The sequence below is a fragment of the Prescottella agglutinans genome (assembly GCF_004011865.1).
Classification (GTDB): Bacteria; Actinomycetota; Actinomycetes; order Mycobacteriales; family Mycobacteriaceae; genus Prescottella; species Prescottella agglutinans.
The window spans coordinates 1-23,656 of sequence record NZ_RKLP01000013.1 but is presented as its reverse complement, the minus strand read 5'-3'; the positions used below and the strand labels follow the sequence as shown (position 1 = coordinate 23,656).

General features: G+C 66.8%; 22 protein-coding genes and 1 pseudogene. 13 read left to right on the top strand and 10 right to left on the bottom strand.

The features are described 5' to 3' along the window. Positions 1-163: 163 nt before the first annotated feature. The 4 genes from EGT67_RS22030 to EGT67_RS22015 are packed head-to-tail and all read left to right on the top strand — an operon-like array spanning position 164 to position 5,897. Positions 164-1,384: an NAD-dependent epimerase/dehydratase family protein gene (locus EGT67_RS22030; protein ID WP_127918240.1), complete on the top strand. Its 1,221-nt coding sequence runs from the start codon at positions 164-166 to the stop codon at positions 1,382-1,384. Positions 1,385-1,394: 10 nt separating this feature from the next. After that, positions 1,395-3,305, top strand: coding sequence for an ML domain-containing protein (locus EGT67_RS22025; protein WP_127918239.1), 1,911 nt, complete (start codon positions 1,395-1,397; stop codon positions 3,303-3,305). After that, a complete protein-coding gene (locus EGT67_RS22020) occupies positions 3,302-5,194 on the top strand; it encodes a glycosyltransferase family 2 protein (protein ID WP_127918238.1) in 1,893 nt (630 codons plus the stop codon). Before EGT67_RS22025 ends, EGT67_RS22020 begins: the two co-directional genes overlap by 4 nt. 58 nt (positions 5,195-5,252) lie before the next feature. Further along, positions 5,253-5,897 (top strand): DNA alkylation repair protein, encoded by a 645-nt coding sequence (locus EGT67_RS22015; protein WP_127918391.1) that lies wholly within the window; start codon positions 5,253-5,255, stop codon positions 5,895-5,897. Between the two features lie 6 nt (positions 5,898-5,903). Here EGT67_RS22015 and EGT67_RS22010 read toward each other — a convergent pair whose 3' ends face one another. Together EGT67_RS22010 and EGT67_RS22005 are read right to left on the bottom strand one after the other, a co-directional pair. Then, entirely contained in the window at positions 5,904-6,608 is a 705-nt protein-coding gene (locus tag EGT67_RS22010; RefSeq protein ID WP_127918237.1) for a hypothetical protein, read from the bottom strand. Positions 6,609-6,669: 61 nt separating this feature from the next. Next, positions 6,670-7,149 carry a hypothetical protein gene (locus EGT67_RS22005; protein ID WP_127918236.1) on the bottom strand — a complete coding sequence of 160 codons (480 nt, stop codon included), beginning with the start codon at positions 7,147-7,149 and terminating at the stop codon, positions 6,670-6,672. A 289-nt stretch (positions 7,150-7,438) separates the two neighbouring features. Here EGT67_RS22005 and EGT67_RS22000 point away from each other — a divergent pair, with 289 nt between their 5' ends. Further along, the gene (locus EGT67_RS22000; protein WP_127918235.1) at positions 7,439-7,975 is read left to right on the top strand and encodes a DUF2716 domain-containing protein; all 537 of its coding nucleotides are present in this window, start codon (positions 7,439-7,441) and stop codon (positions 7,973-7,975) included. Between the two features lie 19 nt (positions 7,976-7,994). Here EGT67_RS22000 and EGT67_RS21995 read toward each other — a convergent pair whose 3' ends face one another. Then, on the bottom strand, positions 7,995-8,921 hold the full coding sequence (locus EGT67_RS21995; RefSeq protein WP_127918234.1) for a LysR family transcriptional regulator: 927 nt from the start codon (positions 8,919-8,921) through the stop codon (positions 7,995-7,997). 122 nt (positions 8,922-9,043) lie between these two features. On the opposite strand from EGT67_RS21995, the gene EGT67_RS21990 reads away from it, so the two are divergent. Both EGT67_RS21990 and EGT67_RS21985 read left to right on the top strand, forming a co-directional pair. Next, positions 9,044-10,294 carry an MFS transporter gene (locus EGT67_RS21990; protein ID WP_127918233.1) on the top strand — a complete coding sequence of 417 codons (1,251 nt, stop codon included), beginning with the start codon at positions 9,044-9,046 and terminating at the stop codon, positions 10,292-10,294. A gap of 463 nt (positions 10,295-10,757) precedes the next feature. After that, on the top strand, positions 10,758-11,012 hold the full coding sequence (locus tag EGT67_RS21985) for a hypothetical protein (RefSeq protein WP_127918232.1): 255 nt from the start codon (positions 10,758-10,760) through the stop codon (positions 11,010-11,012). A gap of 175 nt (positions 11,013-11,187) precedes the next feature. Here EGT67_RS21985 and EGT67_RS21980 read toward each other — a convergent pair whose 3' ends face one another. After that, positions 11,188-11,808, bottom strand: coding sequence for a class I SAM-dependent methyltransferase (locus EGT67_RS21980; RefSeq protein ID WP_206612472.1), 621 nt, complete (start codon positions 11,806-11,808; stop codon positions 11,188-11,190). A 69-nt stretch (positions 11,809-11,877) separates the two neighbouring features. After that, the gene (locus EGT67_RS21975; protein ID WP_127918231.1) at positions 11,878-12,381 is read right to left on the bottom strand and encodes a DUF2004 domain-containing protein; all 504 of its coding nucleotides are present in this window, start codon (positions 12,379-12,381) and stop codon (positions 11,878-11,880) included. A 128-nt stretch (positions 12,382-12,509) separates the two neighbouring features. Here EGT67_RS21975 and EGT67_RS21970 point away from each other — a divergent pair, with 128 nt between their 5' ends. Genes EGT67_RS21970 through EGT67_RS21955 form a run of 4 tightly spaced genes read left to right on the top strand, consistent with a single transcriptional unit; the run spans position 12,510 to position 15,698 of the window. Continuing rightward, positions 12,510-13,079 (top strand): DUF4274 domain-containing protein, encoded by a 570-nt coding sequence (locus tag EGT67_RS21970; protein WP_127918230.1) that lies wholly within the window; start codon positions 12,510-12,512, stop codon positions 13,077-13,079. A 10-nt stretch (positions 13,080-13,089) separates the two neighbouring features. Next, the gene (locus EGT67_RS21965; RefSeq protein WP_127918229.1) at positions 13,090-13,602 is read left to right on the top strand and encodes a hypothetical protein; all 513 of its coding nucleotides are present in this window, start codon (positions 13,090-13,092) and stop codon (positions 13,600-13,602) included. Positions 13,603-13,648: 46 nt separating this feature from the next. Next, complete coding sequence (locus EGT67_RS21960; protein ID WP_127918228.1) at positions 13,649-14,845, top strand: hypothetical protein; 1,197 nt, start codon at positions 13,649-13,651, stop codon at positions 14,843-14,845. Continuing rightward, positions 14,838-15,698 (top strand): hypothetical protein, encoded by an 861-nt coding sequence (locus EGT67_RS21955; protein ID WP_127918227.1) that lies wholly within the window; start codon positions 14,838-14,840, stop codon positions 15,696-15,698. Before EGT67_RS21960 ends, EGT67_RS21955 begins: the two co-directional genes overlap by 8 nt. Positions 15,699-17,107: 1,409 nt before the next feature. Here EGT67_RS21955 and EGT67_RS21945 read toward each other — a convergent pair. Then, positions 17,108-17,446 carry a MerR family transcriptional regulator gene (locus tag EGT67_RS21945; RefSeq protein WP_127918225.1) on the bottom strand — a complete coding sequence of 113 codons (339 nt, stop codon included), beginning with the start codon at positions 17,444-17,446 and terminating at the stop codon, positions 17,108-17,110. 142 nt (positions 17,447-17,588) lie between these two features. Between EGT67_RS21945 and EGT67_RS21940 the strand changes: the two genes are divergently transcribed. Both EGT67_RS21940 and grpE read left to right on the top strand, forming a co-directional pair. Further along, the gene (locus EGT67_RS21940) at positions 17,589-18,011 is read left to right on the top strand and encodes an Hsp20/alpha crystallin family protein (RefSeq protein ID WP_277750170.1); all 423 of its coding nucleotides are present in this window, start codon (positions 17,589-17,591) and stop codon (positions 18,009-18,011) included. A 351-nt stretch (positions 18,012-18,362) separates the two neighbouring features. Beyond that, positions 18,363-19,205 carry a nucleotide exchange factor GrpE gene (gene grpE, locus EGT67_RS21935; RefSeq protein WP_127918224.1) on the top strand — a complete coding sequence of 281 codons (843 nt, stop codon included), beginning with the start codon at positions 18,363-18,365 and terminating at the stop codon, positions 19,203-19,205. A gap of 694 nt (positions 19,206-19,899) precedes the next feature. On the opposite strand, the gene EGT67_RS21930 is transcribed toward grpE, so the two are convergent. The 4 genes and pseudogenes from EGT67_RS21930 to EGT67_RS21915 form a co-directional block, all read right to left on the bottom strand. Beyond that, entirely contained in the window at positions 19,900-20,349 is a 450-nt protein-coding gene (locus EGT67_RS21930; protein WP_127918223.1) for a hypothetical protein, read from the bottom strand. A 557-nt stretch (positions 20,350-20,906) separates the two neighbouring features. Continuing rightward, positions 20,907-21,665 (bottom strand): SDR family NAD(P)-dependent oxidoreductase, encoded by a 759-nt coding sequence (locus tag EGT67_RS21925; RefSeq protein WP_127918222.1) that lies wholly within the window; start codon positions 21,663-21,665, stop codon positions 20,907-20,909. Positions 21,666-21,840: 175 nt separating this feature from the next. After that, positions 21,841-23,061, bottom strand: a complete 1,221-nt coding sequence (locus EGT67_RS21920; RefSeq protein ID WP_241566179.1) for a Ca2+-dependent phosphoinositide-specific phospholipase C — start codon at positions 23,059-23,061, stop codon at positions 21,841-21,843. Positions 23,062-23,168: 107 nt separating this feature from the next. Continuing rightward, positions 23,169-23,656, bottom strand: a pseudogene (locus EGT67_RS21915) (NADH:flavin oxidoreductase); the annotation flags it as partial.

Here is a 23,656-nt window from a genome sequence, read left to right as displayed (position 1 = left end):
GAACTTCATCCGGTCAGGGTGAGGAGACGGCCGTGTGGGGGTGCCATGCTCGCCTGATCCGATCCTCACCGAGTCGCTCGGGCCGGTGGCGGTCACCGACTGCAAGTGTGGTCGCGCGTTGCAACTCCACCGGGGTGCGTCCGACCCACGGAAGGGGCCTGACATGCGAATCTTGGTTCTGGGAGGCGACGGATTCTGCGGTTGGCCCAGTGCACTGCACCTCTCGAAGCACGGGCACGACGTCACGATCGTCGACAGCCTCGTTCGACGCCGTATCGACGACGAGCTCGGCGTCCAGTCGCTCACCCCCATCCGGTCGCTGCACGAGCGGGTGCGGGCCTGGCACGAGGTGAGCGGACGGCGCATCCGTGTCGTCGAACTCGACCTGGCGCACGACTACGACGGGCTGGCCACGCTGCTGGCCGCGAAATGGCCGGACGCCGTCGTCCACTTCGCGGAGCAGCGCGCGGCGCCGTACTCGATGAAGTCGCCGTCGCACAAGCGGTACACGGTCGACAACAACCTCAACGCCACCCACAACCTGCTCGCCGCGCTGGTGCAGGTGGGTGTGGACGCCCACGTGGTCCACCTCGGCACGATGGGGGTGTACGGATACGAGTCGCTGCCAGTGGATCTGCCCGAGGGCTATCTCACGGTCAGCTACCCGGACCGCCACGGCCGGTCACACACGCGGGACATCCTGTATCCCACGCAGCCAGGAAGTGTGTACCACCTGACGAAGTCGTTGGACCAGTTGATGTTCCAGTTCTATTCACGCAACGACGGGCTGCGGATCACCGATCTGCACCAGGGCATCGTCTGGGGCACGCAGACCGACGAGACCGTCGCCGACAGCCGCCTGATCAACCGATTCGACTACGACGGCGACTACGGCACGGTGCTGAATCGCTTCCTGGTCCAGGCGGCGATCGGGTACCCGTTGACGGTCCACGGGACGGGCGGGCAGACCAGGGCGTTCATCAACATCCGGGACACCGTCCGCTGCATCCGACTGGCGGTCGAGTCCGGATCCGAGGTGTCCGGGCGGGTGCGGGTGATGAATCAGGTCACCGAGACGCATCGGGTGGCGGATCTCGCCGACCTCGTCGCGACGACCACCGGCGCCACCGTGCAACACGTGTCGAATCCCCGAGCGGAGGCCGACGAGAACCGACTGAGTGTGCGCAACGACCAGTTGCTCGGGCTCGGTCTGGAACCGACGACGCTCGCGACAGGGCTGCTCGAGGAATCGGTCGAGATCGCGGAGAGGTACGCCGACCGCATCGACCGGGACCGAATTCCGTGCCTGTCCTACTGGAACGAAACTCGCCGATCCGCGGTCGAGGAGTACACCGGCGACGTCGTGCCTCGCGCCGCCGGTTGAGGAGCGCTGCATGAAGGACCAGGACGGATCGAACGAGCCCGAATCGCCCGCGCCCGGGCCGGACGAGCCCGAACGCGCGGAGTACTTCGCCGGCGAGAAGGGCCGCACGGTCCCACGGTCGGCCTGGTGGATTCTGGGTCTGGCACTGGTCGTGTTGCTGAGCTTCGTCGTCGTGCGGCCGTCCTGGTTCACGAAGGACGCCGACGACACCAGCCTCGACGTCCCGCCCGACCGGCATTTCACCAAGACGTTGGCGGGTTCCGGTCACGCCGACGGGGTCTGGCTGACCGACGGCTCACCGTCGACGAGCTACCTCGTGACCCTTCCGACCGATTCCGGTCGCGACGAAACCCGGTTGCATCTGACCGGCACCACCCAGGTTGCCGACGACAGCACCGTGTTCCTCGTCGTGAGCATGGACGGCCAGCAGGTCTACAAGGATCAACTGCCCGCGGGGAACAGCACTCTCGACGCGTTCGTCGGCGTCCCCGAGCAACTGGCGAGTGACGGCCAGGTGCGCGTGCAGGTGCGCGCCGAGGGAACCAGGCATGACGAGATCTGTACCCCCGACCACTCGGCGGGCATGCAGATCCATCTCGATCCGACCAGCGTGGTCGAGGCGGCACTCACAGAGCCGATCCACACGGTCCGGGATGCGGTGGCGTCGTGGGACCGGCGGATCACCGTGGCGCTCGCCGACGTCGGCGACCAGTGGCGCACGACCGCAGCACAACTCGGCATGGCGCTCACCCGGGAAGGCCACGAGGTTGTCTACGCCGAGGCGCCTCCGGCGAGCGATCCGCGGAACTCGATCCTCGTCGGTCCGGCAGACGAGCTCGCCGAGAAGTTCGGATGGGCGTCCGACGAGGAGGGCGGTGCGGGGGTCGTGGTCGGCAGCGTTGACGACACACCCGTGACCGGCATCGTCGAACCCGACGGCGCACTGCTGTCGACCTTCCTGCTGGAGCCGACCGTGGCCACGGCCGATTCCGGCGGCGCCGATCCTCGCGCGGTCACCACGGCGAAGCCGGTGGGCGACCAGGTGTCGCTCGAGGCGCTGGGTGCCGACATGTCGGTCGGACAGATCACCGAAACCCGTAGGTGGCGTGCGACTTACTCGCTCGCCGATCTGCCGGGTGGACGGATTCCCCAGTCGGTTCGCGTCGAGGTGGCACTGCCCGCATCGCCCGACGATCTCACGTGGATCCTGAACGCCGACCTCAACGGCAACCTCGTCGGCAGCCAACGCCTGAACCCGACGGCCGGTGTCGTCACGATCGCGCTGCCTCCGGCGCGTCAGTTGCTCGAGAACACCCTGACCCTCACGGTCGAGCGCGATCGCGACCTCGGCGGCTGCAACGTACGTGTCACGAGCTACCCGATCCAGCTCCGGGGCGAATCGGCTCTGCTACTGGGTGACGACCCGGGTGCCGGATTCACCGCACTGCCCCGTCAACTGGCCGCCGGTTTCGCGGTGTACATCCCCGACGCGGGTGCAGCGGACGCGATCGGGCAACTCAACGCCGTCACGCCCGCGCTGACGGCTTTCGTTCCGGCTCACTACGATCCGGAGTTCCGATGGAACACCCAGCCGGCTCCGGGAAAGCCGTTCATCCTGGTGGGTGACAGCCCCGAGGTGTCGACCCCGGTGCAGATGCGGGACGGACGGATCGTGGCCGGACCGGACGCGGCGATGCTGAACCTCTCCTCGTTCGACAACGGCACGATGGTGGAGACGGCGACCGTCGCCGGCGGGGCGCCGGGCCTCGCGATCGAGTACGTGGGCGACATCGGGAACACCCCACTACCCGATTTCGGCAGGGAGTCGGCACAGGTGGTGACGCCCCAGGGCAGCTTCGTGGTCGCCGACGACGGCACGATCGCGCCGACGACACCGGTTCGCAGAGACCCGCCGCGATGACCACGGCCCCTCCGCCGCCCGAGATCGCAGCGATCTCCGACCACTTTCGATCCGTCGACAGCGCACCGAAGGGCTACGCCGTCGATCGGCCGGCCAGTGCCGCCAACGGGTTCCTGGTCACGTTCGCCGCGATCGGCATCCTGGTGCTGTGCGCGCGAACTCTGCTCATACACACGGGCTTTGCGGATCTACCCCGCGACCTCGTGCTGTTCTCCCACGGCCAGGGCAACGTGGTCTTTCCGCTGCGGATGTTCCTCGTCGTCTTCTTCGTCACCTACGCGGCCTTCGCCTACTCGAACCGGTGGCGCCGCGCGTTCATCGGGGCATCGCTGCTGGGCAAGTTCGCCGTGTTCTGTGTCGTCGTCGACGTCGGCGCGTGGATCCTGCACGACTCCGGAATCGTCTCGATCTCCGCGTTCGGACTGCAGATGATCTCCGGACTGGCCGCCCTGGCCATCTTCCCGCACACCATCCTGCGCCAGGCCCACCTGCCCGACCGGACTCCTATGCCGGCCAACCCCGGTACGCCCGTGCGGGCCTTCGTCATCTGGTTCGGCTGTCTGGCCGGATCGATCCTCGCCACCGCCGTCGCCCTCCGATTTCTCGCCGACGTCGTCGGCGTCCTGAAGGACTGGGCGATCCTCGGCGGAGTCGGCGCCGGCGTGTTCCTGGTCCAGCAACTGTTCGCCGTCTCGACGGCGTTCTTCGGCGCGCGCGAGCTGAACAGGTCCCGCACTGCCGGAATGGGTTTCGAACCGCCGGCAGCGATCCTCGTGCCCGCCCACAACGAAGCACACAGCATCGGTGCAACCATCGCATCGGTGGACGAGGCCGCGGCCACCTACCCCGGCCGAATCCGTATCTACGTGGTGAACAATGCGTCGTCCGACGCCACGCACGCCGTTGCCCGACAGGCGATCGACGACTGCATCAACATCACCGGTGAGGTCCTCGAGTGTCCGACCCCGGGCAAGGCGATCGCGCTGAACATGGGCATCGCCCACATCACCGAGGACTTCGTCGTCCGCATCGACGCCGACACCGTCATCGGGCCCGGCTGCCTCCAGACCGCGATGGCCCACTTCGTCGACCCGACAGTCGGTTCCGTGGGTGGAATGCCGATGCCTGCGACGGAGACGACGTGGATCGACAAGGTCCGCCTCGTGGAAGTGTTCATGCGGCACGGCTTCTTCCAGGTGTCGCTCGACGGCTACCAGGGGGTGCTCGGCGTCCCCGGGATGTTCACCGTCTACCGACGTTCGAAGGTGATCGAGGTCGGCGGCATGGTCGAAGGCATGAACGGCGAGGACACCGACATCTGCATGAGGCTGACCGCCGCCGGCTACCGCAGCGTCGCCGATCCCGCCGCCGTGTATCACAGCGAAACCCCCGCGTCGTACGCCCATCTCAGGGAGCAGCGCACGCGATGGTTCCGCAGCATCTACCACCTGTCCGCACGGAACGGAGCCATCCTCTTCGATCGCCGTTCCATGACAGGGACTTTCGTGTTGCCGTTCCAGCTGGTCAACGCCGCCCGCCGCGCCATGCTCGGCCCCCTCCTGCTGTTCGCCGTCGTCACCGAACTCTTCTTCCACGCGACCTTCACCACGATGCGGTGGCAGCCGGTGGTGGCAACCCTGCTCGGGATGTCGATGTTCGTGACGATCGGCGTCTGCCTGGTCCGGCGGCCGAGTGCCGTGAAGTACGTGCCGGCCTACCTCGGTTTCCGCGTCCTGCGCAGCTACTTCACCCTCCTGTCGGCCCTCACGCTCGTCTACCCGCCGATGCACCCTCGCCTGTCCGGGCGGCCACGGCGGAATCGGCCGGGCCGGGTGACGGTCGACCCGCGCGAAGGCGCTCCGCGGCGCACGGCCCATATGATCGGGTGAAGCAGAGGAGATCGTTGTGGCGACTCGTTCGACACCCCCGGCCACCGTCAGCGAGGTGATGGCTGAACTGGCGGCCCTGGAAGACCCGAAGATCCGCGCGGTGAACGAACGCCACGGCGACGAGCACGGCGTCAACCTCACCAAGCTGCGCGCGGTGGCCAAGCGCCTGAAGACCCGGCCCGAGCTCGCCGGTCAGCTCTGGGAGACCGGGGATGCTGCGGCCCGCCTCGTCGCGATCCTGATCAGCCACCCCAAGGCGTACACCGCATCGGAGTTGGACGCCATGCTCCGCGACGCGCGGGTCCCCAAGGTGCACGACTGGCTGATCAGCTACGTCGTCAAGAAGAGCCCGCACGTCGAAGAACTTCGCACCGCGTGGTTCGCGGACCCCGATCCGGTGGTCGCAAGCGCCGGGTGGGCGCTGACCAGCGACCGGGTGGCGAAGGCCCCCGACGCACTCGACGTGGCCGCGCTCCTCGACCTCGTCGAGGCACAGATGAGGGACGCACCGGATCGCCTGCAGTGGGCGATGAACGAATGCCTCGCCACCATCGGCATCCATCACCCCGAGCATCGAGCCCGTGCGATCGGCATCGGCGAACGTCTCGGAGTCCTCGAGGACTACCCCACCCCGCCGAACTGCACGTCCCCGTACGCGCCTGTCTGGATCAACGAGATGATCCGTCGCAAGGCACTCGAGTAACCGGCGTCAGGGCTGGTCGTGCAGGGGCGAGGGAATCTTGGTGGAGCGGTACGAATCGCCGCTCCGGGTGGGGCGCCAGAGTCGCCAGTGCTTCGCCGACAACCGGAACGGGAGATGACCCTGGAGATGCCGGGCACCGGGGGACAGCCGGTCGTCGGCGGGCAGGTTCAGCCACAGGGACAGCGACGACGCCGCGGTGCCGAGGGTCGCGCGGAAGCCGGATTCGCCCAGCAGCCGGCCGTAGCCGTCCACGGCGAAGCGACCGCAGGCGGCCGGGGTGATGTCGGGATACGGGGCGCCGGCGTCCGGGTCGACGAGGCGCACCGGCGTGCTGTAGGTGAGCGCGGCCAGGGACCGGCCGTGGGTGGTGACCGCGTCCGGGCCGACGGCGATGAGGGCGTCGAGCGCGAGGTCCACGGATTCGAAAGGAACGTTCCACTGCGTGTGGGTCCGCGCCCGGTGGCGGGGCCCGCCGAAGCGCTCGGTGGCGAGCGCGACCAGTTGCTCGGTCGCCGGGTCCGGTCCACCCGCAGCGATCTCGAACGCCCACGACGACGACACCGGTTCGGTGCACGCCTCGACGAAGCGGTGCAGACGCCGGAACGCCTCGTCGGGACGCTTGGCGCGAAGCGAATGCGCACCGCCCGCGGACCCGGGCAGCCCGTCGTACGTCACGACCTCCGGGAGCGTGATGCCCTCTGTTTGCGCCATGCGCCCAGACTAGGTGGCCTCGTACGGACGGCCCGAACGGATCTTGGAGCGGCCGCTCGACTCACTTGTCCGACGCCTGGGTGCCCTCCCCACCCGTGCCCTGGTTGCGAGCCTCGATGGCCTCGACAGACTTCTTGAGTTCCTTCCCCAGGACTCGGCTGCCGAACATTCCGAGCACGCCCGCAAGCAGTCGCCCCCGGAGGTTCTTGCCGTCGCGGACGACGACCACGTCCACGTCGGTCCCACCGGTGGGCTCCTGCGTGAGCGTGTAGGTGTGGCCCGAGGCGCCGCCCCACAGGTTGGAGTCGGTGGTCGTCATGACGACGTGATGGGGGTCGGCCCAGTCGTAGTGCAGACGTTCCCAGATTCCGCTCGACCCCTCCGTGACATCGGCGTCGTGGGGACCTTGGTGATGGACCTCGAGGTAGTTGTCCGAACTGTTTCCGAAGAGTTCCCCGCGGCCCGGTCCGAAGTCGGTGAGGCCGGCAAGGAACTGCTCGGGCGTCGCAGTGGTCGTCTGGTGGAGATGGATCGTGGTCATGGTGTCTTCCTCGGCAGCTGGATGCTCCACTCCGGCCCTGGCCGGAGGGCGGTGACACATCCAGCACACCACTCGCGCGAACACCACGGAAGAGGGCCGATCGAGTTCGCCCGCCTCGATACCCGACCTCCCCGGCAAGCACCGCATACCGACCCGGCATCGAGGGTCGGCGGTGCAGCCCCACCGCGATGAGCAGATCGACCACTCTCCGCGTGTTGCCCGCATCCGTCGCTTCGAATGCGGCACCGTATGCGGATCCACCGAACAACCACGGAGGCCGTCGCTCCCCATGAGGTACACGTTCGACTTCGGCAACCCGCTGCCACCCGGCTGGATCGGACTGGCCGACCAGGACCGCCACTGGGACAGGTTCACCCGCAGGTTCGGCTTCCGCCCCGGCCTCGACGAATCGACATGGCCGGCGATTGCCGAACCGATTCCGTCGATGACCTTCGACCTCACTGCACCTGCCGGCGTCGACGGGGCCTGGGAAAGCCGTTTCGACGCCGTCAATGCCGAGGCATTGCGATGTTTCGCCACCGAGTTCCCCGACGACCCGACGTTCGTGGTGCTCGACTGGCAGCACCCCGGCTACCGGTTCGACGCGGCCGTCCACGCCGCGACCCGTGACAGCGAGTGGCGAGTACCCGTCTACCCCGACGGCGACTACTACATCTTCGTGCGAGAAGACCTCGGCGAAGGCACTTTCGGACATCCCTGGGAACAGTCACTGTGCGTGTTCGGCGAGCGTCTGGTGAGCTCACTCGGCCGCACGCTGGCGACCTGGCTCCCCGTCATACGACTCGACGGGAGACGTTGCACCTGACCGACAAAGGCCGCAACCACTAGTTCACCCAGGACGGACGCCAGACCGGCGCCGGGAGCGGTGTCAGGCTTCCGAAGTGGTCGATGATCGCCCGCAGCCCCGGGTGTGGATTCGGCCGGGGGAAGACGAGCGAAATCGGGTACACGAGAGTCGGATTCACGATCGGAATGCGCCGTAGGTCGTAGTTCGTCGGCCAGATGTACCGGTCGCGCGCGGCGACGAAGGTGGCGACGTCGGCGGAGTCCGCGAGGGTGTCGAGCAGCACCTCGTTGCCGAAGTTCGGCCCTGCCGCGTCGATTCGGAGGTCGAACTCGGTGGCGAGCTGATCGTAGAACTCCGCCCATTCGCTGCGGGGCGCGATACCCGGCACCCAGATTCGATGCCGGCGCAGCTGCGGCGGCGTCAGTGTTCGCGCGGACGCAAGGGGGTGCTGCGGGCCGACGAGGAGTTCCAGCGGGGAGTCGAACGCGTGGATCATCTGCACGTCGCGCGGCAACGCAGCCGGATCTGTGACCGTACGGAACGAGGCGTCGATTTCGCCCGCTTCGACGGCGGCGACCGCCAGGCGCGGATCGTTGACCTTGAGGGTCACCACATCGAGGTCGACCTCGGGATGTGACCGCCAATAGTCGTGCAGGACAACGGCCTGAGCGGATCGCAGGCCGAGGACGTCGATCCGGAGGGCCCGCGAGCCCGGTCTGATCGCGGTGACGGCACGGTCGACGCCCGTGACGATGCTCCGTGCGTGCGGAAGGAACGCCTGGCCGTCCAGCGTCAACTCGACCCCACGAGGGGTACGGGTGAACAAGCGGACCCCGAGTTCCCGCTCCAGGGTCGCGATCCGCTTGGACACGGCCTGCTGCGTCACCCCCAGCTCGTCGGCCGCGTGTCGCAGTTGCCCGAGCTCGGCCGCGCGGACGAACGATCGCACTGCCTCGGTGTCCATGGGACGAGCCTAGGCGCGCACAACCGATCGTTGTGGATCACCGGCGAGCCAGTTGTTTGATCCTGCGCCGACACGGCTGTTGTGATTTCAGACCCGAACATCGGTTGTCGTGGAGGAGTCGGATGCGCGCGCAGTTGGGACGCAGCTTCGGTTGGCTGTGGTCGGCCTACGCCGTCAGCACCTACGGCACGTGGATCGCCTTCGGCGCGTTCCCGCTCATCGCCGTCCAAGTGCTGCACTCATCCGCGTTCGCCGTCTCGCTGCTCGAGGCGGCCGGGCTCACCGTCGCGGCGATCGTCGCGGTGCCGCTCGGGCCGTGGGTCGAGCATCGGGCCAAGCGGCCGGTGATGATCGCGACTGACCTGGCCCGCTTCCTCGCGATGGCGAGCATTCCGGTCGCGTACTTCCTCGGCCTGCTGACCTACGGCCAACTGCTGGCCGTCTCCGTCGTCTCCGGGACGGCGAGCATCGCCTTCACCGCCGCGTCCGGCGCCTACCTGAAACACCTCGTCCGCGGCGATCACCTTCTCGTCGCGAACGGAAGATTCGAGGGCACGAGCTGGGTGGCGACCGCGGCAGGACCGCCGCTCGGCGGTGCGCTCGTCGGGCTACTCGGCCCGGTCGTCACCGTCGCCGTCGACGCGCTGAGCTTTCTGCTGTCCGCGCTCGGCGTCCTCCGCATCCGGGGCGACGACGTCGCCGCGCCCCGCGACACGTGCACCGGGATGCGTGCCACCGATCTTCTGGTCGGCTGGCGATGCATCCTCCACGACCGCGTCCTACGACGCCTGTTCCTCAACTCCGTGACGGTCGGCGGCCTGATCATGGCCGCGGTCCCGCTCCTGGCCGTGCTGATGCTGGGCGAATACCAGTTCCCTGCATGGCAGTACGGTCTCGCGTTCGGTATCCCGGCGCTCGGCGGCTTCGTCGGCGCCCGCCTCTCCACCCGCCTCGTCGCCCGCCACGGCCGCCACCGGGTCATGATCGTCACCGGTTGGCTGCGCTCGACCTTCCCGCTCGGCCTCGCCCTCACCCAGCCGGGCATCGCCGGACTGCTCACGGTGATCGTCGTCGAGGGCCTGCTGATCACCTGCATGGGCATCTTCAACCCCATCAACGCGACAGAACGCCTGCAGCGCACTCCCGCCGATCGGGCCGCTCGAGTCCTCACCGCGTGGAGCGTCAGCAGCAAACTCGCCCAGGCCACGCTCATGGCAATCTGGGGCGTCCTCGCGACGCTCACCAGCCCACTGGCCGCGATCACCGTTTCCGGCGTTCTCCTGCTCGCGACCCCGCTCCTGCTGCCGAAACGGGCGGATACGTGCAGATCCGGGGACACCGCATCGGCCCGATCAACGTCCGACGCCCGGTGACGCCGACGCGGCTACCTCGGGCCAGGAGACATGTCCTGGATGGAGGAGCCGGAGCCGCCGAACAGGGAACTCACAACCGCCACAGCGAGTCCGGCAAGCACGCAACTGTCGTTGAACCGGTCGGCAACGGAATCTGCTGGGGCACAGAGGAACAGCCGACTGTAGCCGCGGTCCGGCCGCGTGCATGACCGATGACCGAACGATCCGGACAATCCGGTCGACATCGTGCGGTCTCCATGGCGCTGACACCGAACCGTCTGCTTGCCTTCGATTCTCGGAGTTCCGACGTCGACGTGCCTCACTCACGGGGACCTGGACCATCACCTCGGACGAGCCGCCGGATGTGTTGGAAGAAGCGAATCTCGGAATTCTCATGTGCGCCGCACAGTGCTGCGATAGCGTCCGCGAGTCGAGAGTCGATGCCGACTGTCGGCACCCAACGCGACTACATAGGAGAATGCCAATGAATCGCCGTTTCGCTGCAAGTCTGATGTTCGTCACCGCCGGAATCCTGTTGGTGCCCGCGGCCGGTGCCGCCTCGGCCGCCACGCAGGCCGGGGTCGGGTCCGTGTACTGCGGCTCCGGTGAACAGAAGTCCGAGGACGGCCTCTCCTGCAGCACGTCGAATGTGAACGGGGAACTGGGCAGCGGCTCCAGCATCCTCGGCTTCGATCTCACCACCCTCGCGTCGCTGTTCGGGTCGATCTCGCAGAGCTGAACCCGGCAGGCAGTGCGACTCGCATCCGCACGCCCCGGCGCGGGCACGGATCCGCAAGGAGCCGTGCCCGCACCGAGGTGCGCCGGACCGAGGCAGGTCCTCTCAGAGTCGCGACACTGCTGATGACGTTGACGGCCAGTCATATACATGACCCGGGCATCCGGGCGAACGCCTGTCACAGGGTGCTCTTCCGGCGTGCAGTGATTGCACCGAGAGGCCTGCGGTCCATTCTCGTACGTGTCTCGATCACCTCGAAGCCGGCCCTGACCAACTCCTGGCCGAGGTCAGCTACCGGCCATCGATAGGCTGTGGTTACGGCATGGTCGAACGCCTCTACGGTTGCTCCCTCGAAGAAACCCACCAACAACCCTCCGCCCGGCCTGATCACACGCGCGAACTCCGCGAGCGGAGTCTGGATGTCCTGCGGACTGTGGTGAATGAGCGAGTACCAGGACAGCACACCGCCCAGCGATTCGGTCGTGGCGTCCAGTGCGTCGATGCTGCCGACTTCGAACAGAAGGTCTGGACGCTGCACGCGAGCCCGTTCAACGAACTCGGCGACCAGGTCGATTCCTTTCACCGCCAGTCCGCACTCTGCCAAGAAGCCGGCCCACTGCCCCGGACCACATCCCGCGTCCAGCACAGGACCCGTCAGGGTGGCGGCCCAACTGCTCACCAGGTCCCGATCGGATGGGTGCGTGGAGGCCATGGAGCCGAAGAGATCCACGTATTCCCGGGATCTGGCCGAGTAGGAGTCTCGGACGATGTCGCCTTGTCGGGAGCTCGTGTTCCCCATGCCGTCAATGATCGCCGATGGGGTGTCCATCGTGTCGAAAGAAGGTGGGACAGGTCCCAGTGGTCGGGCTCAGCTCTCGTGGTGGACGGTCAGGGTGTCGCCCTGATCCCACACGGCGACAAGGAGCTGGTCGGTGGGCTTGTCGGCGCCGATTGCGAAGTCGAGCGCGAGGACACGTTCCGTCGCCGCGGGGCTGATCGCGATGCCGACCAGGACCAGATGGCCGAGGAAGACCTCGTCGGTGACCACCTCACGGGTGTCCACGTCGAACAGGTCGCACACCATCTCTTCGGGGATCTCCTCGACATGGAACTCGCGAAACAGCGAAGTGGTCGACCCGGGATCGGTCAGCTCGGCGGCGAAGGCGGCGAAAGCCGCAGCGACCAACGTCTTCACGTCGTGGAGAGCCGCTTCCGCCTTGTCGAGTTCGCTCTGGTTCAGCGACTCGTCGCCCTGAATCCAGTACCAGGCACCCGCTCCGAATCCGCCTATTCCGGCAGGTAGCGCGGCACCGGCCCCCGAATCGTCGCCGAAATCGAGGCGCCCTGCGAACCGGCTGATCAGTTGCGTCATGGTCGGATCGTGCCATCCGCCAGGGACGGGAATCCAGGCCGCCCAGTTGATCCGGGACGGATCGCGGTCCCGGCGATCGACGGCTCCGGGAACCGGTGCAACAATCGGCGCATGGGGGGAAGCGAACTATGAGCGTTGATTTCGACGAGCTGGAGCTGCGCCTGATGCGCGAGTTTCTCGAAAGCGCGTCCGCGACCGAGTGGCTGGTGGCGGCACTCACGATGAACTACGACGGCAAGCCGGAACTGATCGCATGGATGGCCGCGCATCCGAAGCTCGATCGTGCCACCGCGGCCGCCCTGTTCTGGTACTCGCAGCCCGGCTACTACCAGAGGTTCCGCAGCGAGGCCGACGTCCCGTCGGTCAATCACGCGGGATGGGCGAATGTGCTTGCCCTGCAGGATCGTGTCGTGTCCGGCACGGTGGCATCCGCTGGTGGCGCGTCGTTCGACCCGGCGAACGACCTTTCGACACCGACCGGGAATCCGAGGCACCCCGGCCAGGACTGGACAGCCGAAGCGCTAGGCGAACACGACGATCCGGGATGGATGATCCCTCCGGTGATGTTCGAGGCGGTCACCGGAGACGACGTCGACATTCGCGGATACGCGGAGGCCAACGGATGGGTCGAGGGGATGCCACCTGCTGTGCTCGAAGAACTCGAAGTTGCCTGGCGGTCCGAGGGTGAGGACGACTAGGCGGTGCGAGGTGAGTAGCTACGAGGTAGTCGAGAACTCCGTTCGTGAGTGCGCAATCCGCGCTACTGCCGCGGCACAGACCGAGTTCGGGATCGCGGTCACGCGGGAACTGCTCACTGCGGAGGGCGTGGCGGAGGCAGCGGCAGCGGAGCTGACGGACGCCGGAGCACGAGCGATCGGTGCGGCGGCCGACGGAGTGGGTACGGCGTCCGCCGAGCAGCTCCGGGCATGGATCGTCGAGATCGACAAGGGCGACCTGTCGGATGGCGACATGGATACCGATCTCCTGCGCGCGATCACCGCGTTGGAGACGTGGGCCGCCTACCTGGAGGAACGATCGTCGGAGCGGATCGCCGCACTCGGCATCGCGCTGCTCGAGCAGGCGGACTTCCGGGCGGGCGGGGCGCCGCTGGACGACTTCCTCGCGACGCCGGAGACCCGGCTGGCGTTCGAGCGGCTTCGTGCGGCACTCGCCGAGCCGGCGGTGCATGGAAGCGATGGGAAAAGCACCGGAGATGAGTGACGAGGGCCGCGATCAGGCGTGGCGTGAGGACCGAGGAGTGCGTCCCGTGAGCGAAACCTACGACTGGGATCGACTCTTCCACGCGTATGCCGTGGCGACCGACACGCCGGCGCATCTGGAGGCGTTGGTGGGTGCCGACGGGACGGCGTTCTCGGCGGCGATGGAGCATCTGGACGGTGCGGTGCTGCATCAGGGCACCATCTACCCGGCAACGGCGCCCGCGGTTGCCGTTGTTGCACAGGCTGTCTCGTTCTGGAGTGGCGGTGCGGACCCGGAGACTGCGGCAGCGCGCCTGCCTGCCCTGGTGAATTTCCTCGATGCGGCGGGCGACAGCCTGACCCTGGCCGGGGAGTTGCTTGCGGACGAAGGCGAGGTGGTTCCGCCTTCCGACGAGGAGGCGCGTGAGTTCTTCGAGGCCCTTGCGTCCGACGACGAAGAAGAATCGGAAGAGGCGTGGGAGTCGCCTGTGGCAGGCGTCCTCATGACTCTCGCCATCCCGGCGCTCCGGCAGCAGACGAACCCGGTCCTGGAGGGGCTGCTTCAGCTGACGGGATCGGATGCCGTCGCCGACAAGGCTGGGGTGGTGAGCGCGCTGGCGCGGTGGAGCGGCGATTCCACCGCGCCGTATCAGCACCGGGTCGCCGCGGCGCTGCGTTCCTTCGCGGACAACGCGACGGAGCGTGACGACCGAGCCGCGGCGGTTCTCGCCCTCGGCACCGTCGGGGCCGACGTCAGCGGCTGGCTCGCCGACGCCGATCCGGCGATCCGCGCGTGCGCCGCCCTGCATCTGCCGCGCTCCGCGCAGGCGACGGAAGAACTCGTTCGTGCGCTGACCCGGCCGGAGGAGGCCGACCGGTGGTTCGAACGCAAGCCCAGCGGCTTTCCCATGCACGTCCGGTTCACGCTGCTGAACTCGCTCCTGCGACGGGAACCGGCGTTCGCCGCGATCCTGCCGGCGGCCGTTGCGATAGCACAGCTTTCGAGCCCGTACACGGCCGACAACGACTGGGGACCGTTGCTTCGTGCCGCGTTCCCCGAGGTCGAGTTCGTTCCGGGGGAGTACCCACCGGCACCCGAGAACATCGGCGCGCCTCAGCGACAGTTCCTCGCGGCTCTGGTGGCGAACGAGAGGTTGTGGGGAACGAACGTCGGCAACGCAGGTCTGGCGTTCATGCGCGTCGGCCTGCCGTACGACCGCCAGGCGATCGCGGGGTTGCTGAACGCGGGGACCGGAGATGAGTGACGAGGGTCGCGATCAGGCGTGGCGGGACGAGCTGATCCGCCTCGGCGGCAGCATCCACCAGGACGAGGCGGAGCCGCTCAACGACGAGGAGGACGCCGTCCAGCAGGCGGGCGTCGATCGGTACCTCGCGATGCTCGACGCCCTCGACGGGCCGGCCATCGAGGCGGAAACCGTCGAGGCGATCCTGTGGTCGTTGCACCCGCTCGACGACTACGGCATCTACGAGGCCGCCTACGGCGTTCTCTCGCAGGCCGATCCGGCGACGTGCGGTGCCGCCACCGCCCGGGTGCTGCCGAACTGGCTGGAGTCGCGCGGGGATCACGACAGCATCCGCACCGGCTCGATGTTCGTCACGGGCAGCGACGACGGGAGCCGCGCGTTCCTCGCGGTGACCGAAACCTGGGGCGATGCGCAGCGCGCGCTCGTGCGCCGAACGCTCGGCCGCTGGCTCCGGGACGACGAGCGGTGGGAACCGCTCCACGAGGCACTCGGCGGCACGAACAGGAAGCCGGTGCTCGATCCGATCCCGGACGACTGGCCCGACGACTGGAAATCCGCAGCCGAGGCGTTCCGCGAGAGCGGTCGGGTCGATCGCGCCTGGACGAACGAGAAGGACTTCCCGAGCAACTTCGACCGCGTACTCGCGATCATGGAACTCGGCCACGGCGCACGCTGGCGGGAGGTGCCTGGGTTCCTCAATGCGCTGCTCCTGCGCCGGAGGAACGAACTCCCGAAGTTCGTCGGCGCGCTCGCCGCACTCCCCGACGATCGCCGCGAACGGATCGTCGGGGCCGTCGAAGCCGCGCGCCCGGACACCGGCGAGTACCTGCGCGGGCTCGTGGAAGCGCGGTGAAAGCTGTGGCCGTACCGGTCCACAGGTCAGTGAGCAGCTTGCGGACGGCGGGCGCGAAGTCGGGGTAGGTGTCGAGCGGCGCGTCCGGATACTCAGCCGGTGCCGGCGCCAGACCATTTCGACCCCAGATCCGCTGAGGCACAACAACTGGAATCACCAACTGCTGACGCGCATAATGAGCCCGAAGCCCGGCAACCAACCTGTAGGTTCCGGGCACACTTGCCCGAGCCACCTGGGATTTTCAAGATCGTCCACGACACTTGTCCCCGAAATTCCGCGCGAAGATGTCCCTTTTCACAGTCCTGGCTCGAGTCGATGCCAGATCATCACGGCCATGCCGAATCTCGGTCTCCACCGTCACCGTTCCGCAGCTACAAGAATCCACCACCGCGGACGCCGCCGGCACTCGGTGCGGGTTCCTGCCAGCCCATCCGGGTCTCAGTCAGCCCTGCGATCTGCTTGACGATCGTCGACCAGGGCATCCAAGTAGGCGTCGGACCGTATTCCAGCCGACATTCGAGCGCGCACAGCAGCAAGATCCGCTGTACGGATCGGCCCCACAGGCCAAGCCACGTAATCCGGCGATGATGCTACGGGGATTGCTGATTCACCTGTGCCGGCGTCAACGGCGATGCCGAGGGACCCGACATGGGTCAGATCGACGATCTGGGTGTCCCGCGGTGTCGGTCGCGCGGTGAGGCCGGTCGGCCAACCGGGAGACCGAGGGCTCGCCGACGTAGCCGAACACGTGGCCACGATGGTGCTGTTTCCGTCTCTCGGACGGCCTTCGAACTTCGAGTGGCAGGTGGCGAAGAAATGTCCACACGCACGCCGGCCTCCTGGAAACTCCTGGCCGCTAGGTCGATCAAGCGACCCCAGTCGTTGACCCGCTGCCGTCGATGCTGGCCAGCGCGGTCAGGCATCCCGGGCAGCGGGGAGCCGGACGTAGCGTCCAACCATTGGTGCGGGCAGCGGACTCTGCCGCAGCCTGGGTCCGGGCGGCGGCCCGGAAGGAGTGGTCACAGCACGTGCAGTGGAACGACCACTGGCGCCAGTCGGATCCGTCAGTGGCCGGCATGACGGTCCTCCAGCCTCATCACCGTCCGCCACCAGATGCGCAGCGGACTCGGCTCCGGCCACCGGATCGGCTCGTCGGACGCCGGGCCGAGAGGTTCCCGGCCTTCACGAGGCCCCCACCCAGGCGAGATGTCTCGATTCGCGCGGCGCACAGCTTCACACCTCCCTGTGTCTCGCCGCCGCGCCCACCGCGTGGGCGCGGCCTACGGTGCGCACCCACCATAGTCCCGGAAACCGCGAACTCTCTACCCTACGGAACCGGAAATCTCTGTCATCTGCCACAGAAAAAAGTATGTCGGAGGACCTCGAGGCCGGACGGAAGCAGGTCCGTTTCAGCCGGTGGTGGCGGCGACCAGATCCTCCCGCAGCTGGGCGTTGTCGACCTCGAGTCGGTGGTTGTCGGCCGCGAGCCGGTGGTTGTCGGCCTCGAGCTCGAGGATGCGGGCGATCCCGGCGATGTTGATCCCGGCGGAGACGAGCTTGCCGATGTGCTCCAGGGCGATCAGGTCGTCGTCGCTGTAGCGGCGGCTTCCGCCCGGGGTACGGGCCGGGGTGAGCAGGCCGCGCCGTTCGTACAGCCGCAGGGTCTGCGGGTCGATCCCCGACAATTGGGATGCTACCGAGATGCCGTAGACCCCGAGCCGGGACCGGGGGGTCGACTCGTGCGCCATCAGGCCTCCTGATCGGGTTTTCTCCTTGTCTCATACTAGCGGCGGTGACATCATTAAACCTGTGTAGGGAATAACAGATCTTCTGACGACGTTGTTCACCGTGCCTGCGAAGATCGGCAGGCGCACACCTCTGGAGGTGACGATGATGTTGATGCGTACAGATCCGTTCCGCGACTTCGATCGCCTCGCCCAACAGGTGTTCGGCACCACCGCGCGACCCGCGGTGATGCCGCTTGACGCCTGGCGTGACGGTGACACGTTCGTGGCGGAGTTCGACCTGCCCGGCGTGACCGCCGACTCGATCCATCTCGATGTCGAGCAGAACGTGCTCACCGTGCACGCCGAACGCCCCGAACTCGACCCCGATCGGGAACTGGTGTCCGCGGAGCGCCCACGCGGGATGTTCAGCCGGCAGCTGTTCCTCGGCGAGACCCTCGACACCGACAAGATCGAGGCCAACTACACCGACGGCGTGCTTCGGGTCGTCATTGCGGTCGCGGAGAAGGCGAAGCCCCGCCGAATCGAGATCACCGGCTCGAGCGAAGCCAAGGCCATCGACGCCTGACCGGAGCGCGAGCGGGCCTCGGGCGTGATCTCACCACACAGGTGATCACGACCATCGACCCGAAGCAGCCACCACTCGGCGCGGTGAGCCCCGCGAACCGACGTCCCGGCCAGGTCATACAAGTGTCGCCGGCCCGCACAAAAAATTCTGGCGCCACCGCCACCGGGTTGATCTCGGTGCTCGGGCGCACAGCCATCGAAATGGCACACCAAGATGCGGGCCGTGCGACGACCCGACGGCGCCAGGTGCGGCGAGGTGCGAAGTCCACGCCACGATTCCGCTCAGGAAACAGTCGGCGACAGCGGTGATGAAGGGACACCGACACGACGGGCACGAAGGGAAGGAGTTGCGATGGCCAGTGAACGTTATGGGCATCGGCCACGCCCACAGCCGGTCTCGATCACCGACAAACGTCGCCTCGACCCGAGAACCGGACAGGTCCGCGAGGCCCCGCCCGCCCCGGTGATCGTCACGCCGGAGGGCATTGCACCGGAAGGCGACACGCCCGGACCAGACGACGACAGCACCGACACCGCACCCGCCCGGGACCCCGTGTCCGAGCTGACCGCCGACCTGCAACGCGTGCACGCCGAGTACGCGAACTATCGCCGACGGGTCGAGCGCGACCGGAGAGTCGTCGCCGACACCGCGAAGGCAGCGGTACTCACCGAGCTGCTCGAGGTGCTCGACGATCTGGACCTCGCACGCGCACACGGAGACCTCGAGGGGCCGTTCGCGACCGTCGCGGGCAAGCTCACCGACACACTGAGCCGGATAGGACTGACCGCTTTCGGGGATGTCGGTGACCGATTCGACCCCGCCCTGCACGAGGCCATGCGCCACGAGGGCGAAGAAGATCAGCTCACGGTGGACACCGTGTTGCGTCGCGGGTATCGGCTCGACGACCGGCTCCTGAGGAACGCACTGGTCACGGTCTCCGATCGAGTCCGCCCGAACCGACCTGAACCACCAGCGGGGACAGTCCTCGAAAACGGCTCCTGCCGTGCGGAGCCGCCGCCGGAGCCGAACCTCGGGAGGCAACCCGCCACGCCATGTGCCACCGGTCCATTTGATGCGGTAACGGAACCACGCTCCGTTCCCACCAGCCAGAGCCCAGAAGCTGCACAGATGGATACGCATGGTCGCGGCGACACATACCGAATGTCACGGGCAGCGCAAGGGCAGTGGCCCTGACCTTCCCCGGAGCGCCATAGGCCGAGGATCGTGACGCTTCGACCTCGAACCTCGCTCCACTCGAATGCTGGTAGGAAAGGTGGTGGTAGACAAGCAAATCGAAACCCACGCTCACGCGTTCGTATATGAACGCAACCGATCGCCCCGCGCTCTTGGCGGGGCGGTCTCACTTCGCCCGGCCACAGGCAAGGATCGTCCATCATTGCGTGCGTCGAATCCCGCCCAAGCGAGCCCTGACCTGCGTGACTACAACCCGAGACCCGTGCACACCACTGCTGAAATCGGTGCAGTCGACTTCTGAAACTGACGTCCTCGTCAAGCTGTTGTCGAGATGCAGCGCAGATGAGCGAGACACGCCCCGCTACTTTGACGGGTCTCGGGCAAGTCGCCGAAGTTCGTCAAAGTATGTGCGTCGGACCGCGCGGCGGTTCGAGGGGCATACGCCCACCCTTGACCCGACTCCCTTCCACAGAGGGCGGCCAGTATGAGGAAGCAGGGAGAAGAACAGTCCCCGGGCGGACAGGTTGCGTGCGGTATGCGGCATGAGGTGTGTCTTGATGTCCGGCTGCACGGTTGGAGCGGGCTGGCTGGCGGGGTTCGGAGTGCATCGAGGCCGGCTTGGTTGAAGGCGCGTAGGTCGAGGTGGCGGGGAAGATATTGGCGGAGCAAACCATTGATGGTTTCGATGCCGCCGCTATACCTCTCGTCGGGCAGGCGTAGACGGCCCGCGATCGTCGAACTCATCGCTCTTGGCGGCATGCTTCGTGCGAAGGGCCTCGAGTTGGGCAGACTTGGCCGCGGCCCTGCGTTCGCGGGTGGCGGTGGTACGAGATGGAGCCGGCGCCGGGGCGGGGTGGCGGCGGGGAATGCCCGGGCGACGCGCCGCGGGCCGCGGAGGCGCGGGGACCTCGACGGTGCGCACCGCGTCGGCCAGCAAGACGAACGGGAGGATGAAGACCCAGAGGAAGATCCGGTACTCGCCACTGTGGAAGAACACGGCCAGGTAAATGCCGTAGCCCAGGAACGCGGCGCCGATGAGACCGTTGACAACGCGGCGGCCGGGGTGCAGTTCGGAGGCCACCAGCGCCACAACGATCACGACGATTCCGCTGACGAACAGCATCGCCACATAGAAGCCGAACACGTATTTCCCCCATCACGAGCAGATCGAACGATGATCAACCTAGATCACCGGCGCCGCGTTCGAGCAGCACTTTCAGACAAAGACCAGGTCAACGGCGTCGAGGTTCGGCTGCGGTCCAGTTAAGCTACCGTCGCGTTTCGCTGATCTTCGCTGCATCTCGACAGCTGTGGGTTCCCGATCTATTTGTCCGAGCCACCTGGGGATTTTCAAGATTTTTCACGACACTTGTCCGCAAAATTCCGCGCGAAGATGTCCTTTCCGCAGCACTGGCCCGAGTCGATGCCAGATCAGCGCGGCCAGGTTTGCTCGTGATCTCCGCCGTCACCGATCCGCGATCTCAAGCGACCATCATCACTAATGCCGCCGGCACTCGGTGCCGTTTGGTGCCAACCCATTCCGGATTCAGGCAGTCCCGCGACCGACCCGACATAGTGGCTACTCGAGGGGGCGCTGTGCAGGCATGGGCCATGCGTCGGCATGGTCTGTGACAGCCTGCCCTGCCTGGTGATTCGAGGCAGGGCAGGCTGTCGCGGCGATGATACGCAGAGACTGGTGGATCAGATCGCTGTTTGACCGCCATCGATGGTGAGTGTCGTGCCTGTGATGTTGGCCGCCGCGTCCGATGCGAGGTATGCGATAGCGGACGCGATCTGTGAGGGCTCGGAGGCCTTTCCTGTCAGCGGCGCGAGGCGACTCATCAGGTCTAGATCCGTGTCGGGGCCGGGTCCGGGACCGCCAGCGGTCATGGGTGTCAGGACGTGGCCAGGGCATACCGCGTTGACGCGTACGCCTGCGCGGGAGTACTCGACAGCGAGTGCCTTGGTCAACCCGATGAGCCCCGTCTTCGTTGCACTGTATGCAGCCCCGTAGGGGACGCCGACCAGAGCTGCGGTGGAGGCCACGTTGACGATGCAGCCACGGGTTTCGAGGAGATGGGGGATCGCTCGCTTGCTGATGTAGAAGGGGCCGTTGAGGTTGACTCCGACAACCTTCTGCCACATCTCGTCCGTGAATGAACCGGTGGGCCCGATACTGAGAACCCCGGCGACGTTGCAGACCACGTCCAGGGTGCCGAGGTGTCGAATTGCGTACTCGATCAACTCAGTGCAGGAGTCGGGATCGGCGGTGTCGCATGGGACGCCGAATACTTGTCCATCTCCGGCTGGGTTCAGCGTCTCCACAGCGGTCGCCAGTCCGCCTTCGTTGATGTCGGCAACGACGATGCGGGCGCCTTGTTGAGCGAAGAGGGCCGCTGTGGCGTAGCCGATGCCTGATGCGCCGCCGGTAATCAGTACCGACTTTCCTGTGAAAGTCATGCTTGCATTCCTTCGAGTTGAACTGGGGTAGACGGAGTTTCAGTGCAGCCGTGCCGACAGGGCGAGAAGTGAAGTGAGAGGGCACGCCGACTAGGCGGTGTAGGCCTGTGACCGACTGGGCACTTCCAGCCGGCCCCGCACCTGATCGACGGGTCCGTCCGGCCCGGTTACGGGCTCAGCTTCCGAAGATTGGCCTGCCGCCGTGCGCGCTTCCGCTGCCGACGGAGCGCTCGAGGTGTTCGGGGTTCTCGATGTCGAGGGAGGTGCATTCCGCGGGAGCGTTGACGGGGTTACAGCGAGCGGGTGTGCCGCCGGGAACGTCGACCTGGAAGGTGGGGTCGTAACGGGGATCCGGTTCGGGGAAGTCGGTGCTGACAATCTGTGCGCCGGAGGCGAATGCTGCGTCGCGGCGGGCGATGTCGCCGGTGACGGCGTTGGCGTCGGCGCGGGTCCGCACGATGTAGCCCTGACGCACCAGATCCGCGATCTTGGCGAAGTCCTTGGGGTTCTCGACGCGCACGACGGCCGCATCAGGGTTGCCCGGCTCCGAGGCGGGGAACAGGACCCGGCCCTCGAGACTGCCGTCCGGGCGCAGGTAATCGACCCGGTGCCGATCGTTGACCAGGCAGTTGCAGTTGATGAACATGAACTTCCCGCGCGACTCGGCGAGAGTCGGCCACGCGTTGTCCCTGACGGCGGCTTCGAGTGTCGGATACTTGCCCTGGACGTCGTCGGGGGTGATGAGCTTGTTGCCCAGCACGGACCGGATCTCTGCATCGAGTCGGTTGTAGTCCTCGGGCCCCCACGGGGTCAGGGGTGGCCGGGGATCGGTGTTCATCACGTCGATGTCCTTGATCTCGACGACGATCATGAGCGGCAGGTGGCTCGGGTTCTGATCGGACCACGTCTTGAGTTCGTCAAGGCACTGGGTGAACTTCACGCACGAGGTCTGCTGGTCGGCCTGCGGAACGTGGAAGACCTTCAGCCCCGGCTCCTTCCACGCGGGATCGGCCATGGTGGTGGGTGCTCCCACCTCGGCGAGCATCGGCGTGTCGGCGTAGCGGCCGCCCTGCGGATCGGCATAGACGTCCAACACCAGGTGCCGGACACCCTGATTGTCGAGCTGCTCGGTCAGGGGCTTGTGCCGGTAGTCGAGTGCCTTCGTGATCTGCTCGAGCGTGTATCCCGGGTAACTCGCTGTGACTGACGGCGGCAGCCCCTGCGGGATCAGCCCGGTGTGGTAGCTGTTGTGCGTACCCATCGTCTGGATCTGGTTCATCCGCAGGGTGTCGTCGAGCGGATACGGATCCTGTCCGAGGCTGCCGATCGACCCGGTACTACCGATCTGCGCGGCAATTCCGGCGGGTGCGGCGACGCCGGCGAACAGCGAACACATCGCTGCTGCGAGACCGGCTCTGAGGGCCCATCTGCGCTTCGATGTCGGCCGTGGAATGTGCATGGTTCTCCTTGGGTCGGTTTGTCTTTCCGGCTATTTCGGCTGAGTCAGGAGGCGCGCTCGACCAGGACGCAGCGGGCACCCGAGAAGATCGTCGGCATGCACTTGTTGCAGTGGATGCACAGTGACTTCGTGCGCGACTCCGCCTGAATGCGATTGATCAGGTCGGGCTCGCGCAGCAGAGCGCGCGCCATCGCGACGAACTCGAAACCCTCGGCCATCGCGGTGTCCATGCCGGCCTTGTCGGTGACGCCGCCGAGCAACACCAGCGGCATCTTGACCGCGGCCCGGATCTGACGCGCCTCCTCGAGCATGAACAACGGCTCGTACGGGTACGTCTTGATGAACGCCTTGCCGACCATCTGCACACCGAGCTTGACCGGCTGCGGCATCGCGTTCGCGAAGTCACGGACCGGGGCATCACCCTTGAACAGGTACATCGGGTTGAGCAGCGAGCTGCCCATCGTCAGCTCGAGCGCGTCGAGGCTGCCGTCGGCCTCGAGCCACTGCGCCACCTGGATCGCCTCGTCCACCC